The following is a 1,390-nucleotide window of genomic DNA, read 5'->3' as shown; positions in this document are numbered from 1 at the left end:
CTGGACCGGCTTCAGGCATTGGCGGGAGCAACGAAATGAGCGTTACACTGGCATTGCCGTCCAAGGGCCGGCTGAAGGAACAGACGCTCGCCGTTCTCCAAAAGGCGGGATACAAGGTGATCCTGCCGGATGACGACCGCAATTACCGCGCGCGCGTCGAAGGCGAAGACGATCTCGATATTCTCTTCCTGTCGGCTTCCGAGATTGCCCGCGAGCTGGGCTATGGCAGCGTCGATATGGGTGTCACGGGGGAAGACCTCGTGCGCGAAACACTGGCCCATGCCGATGAGCGCGTGGCCATCGAGGCGCAACTGGGTTTCGGTCACGCGGATGTGGTTGTCGCTGTGCCGGAAGTTTGGCGCGATGTGACCAGCATGGCCGATCTGGATGACGTGGCTGCCGATTTCCGCCAGCGCCATGGTCGCCGTCTGCGTATCGCCACCAAATACTGGCGCTTGACGCAGCAGTTCTTCTCGCAGAAGCATGGCATTCAGGTCTATCGCATCGTGGAAAGTCTTGGCGCGACCGAAGGCGCGCCGGCGGCGGGTTCCGCCGATATGATTGTCGATATTACATCGACCGGTTCCACCTTGCGCGCCAATCGCCTCAAGGTGCTGGAAGATGGCATTATCCTGCGTTCACAGGCCTGCCTCGTGTCTGCCCGCCGTAGCCACGTGAACCCGCGTGTTACAGAGGTTGCAACACGCATTCGTAAGGGATTGGATGGGTAGATAACTTCGAGTTTTGTCTTATGATATTGCGAAATAAGATTTCATAGACAGAATTCGGGACAGTATGGATGAATGGTGAGCGTAGATTGAATGGCCGTTGTGCGTGTGAAGCAGTTCGCTTCACCGTATCGGATGAATTCGAGTATGCTCTGAATTGCCATTGTTCGTTGTGCCGCCGCTCTACGGGCAGCGCTTTTAAGGCCTTCGGCGGAATAAGAACGAATGCATTGGAAGAGACGCAGGATAAAGCGTCTCTCATGCTTGTTGGCAACGAGATCGATCACGACGTGCGATGCGCCTTTTGTGGTTCTTATCTGTATTCAATTGTTCGCGACGGCGAATATGTACACGTCAATTTTGGCACGCTGGCGGATGAGCCAAGCCTAAAGCCGTCTGCACACATCTTTGTCGGCTCAAAGGCAGCATGGTACGACATATTGGATGACCTGCCTCAGTTCGAAGAGCATCCTGCCTTATGAGTGCATTGACAGCAAAACCTAAAAAAGAAAAAACCGCGCCATAAGAATGGCGCGGTTTCTTTATGTGGCATTGATACTGCTCGATCAGCCGCGCTTGGCGTCAATCGAAAGCGAACCTGCGCCGTGCAGGGCGAGGATGAAGAGGCCGCCGGCAATTGCGAGGTTCTTCTGAGCCATCAT

2 protein-coding genes are annotated in these 1,390 nt (G+C 55.1%); both read left to right on the top strand.

Annotated features, from left to right (window positions below; translation table 11 throughout):
• Positions 1–35 precede the first annotated feature (35 nt).
• Positions 36–731 (top strand): ATP phosphoribosyltransferase, encoded by a 696-nt coding sequence (gene hisG, locus FIB18_RS24655; protein WP_140023483.1) that lies wholly within the window; start codon positions 36–38, stop codon positions 729–731.
• Positions 732–799: 68 nt separating this feature from the next.
• The gene (locus tag FIB18_RS24650; RefSeq protein ID WP_140023482.1) at positions 800–1,210 is read left to right on the top strand and encodes a GFA family protein; all 411 of its coding nucleotides are present in this window, start codon (positions 800–802) and stop codon (positions 1,208–1,210) included.
• Positions 1,211–1,390: the final 180 nt, after the last annotated feature.

Origin of the sequence: Brucella pecoris (assembly GCF_006376675.1) — a bacterium.
Lineage (GTDB): Bacteria > Pseudomonadota > Alphaproteobacteria > Rhizobiales > Rhizobiaceae > Brucella > Brucella pecoris.
The sequence above is the reverse complement of the archived record's forward strand: the minus strand, read 5'-3'. Positions and strand labels throughout refer to the sequence as shown.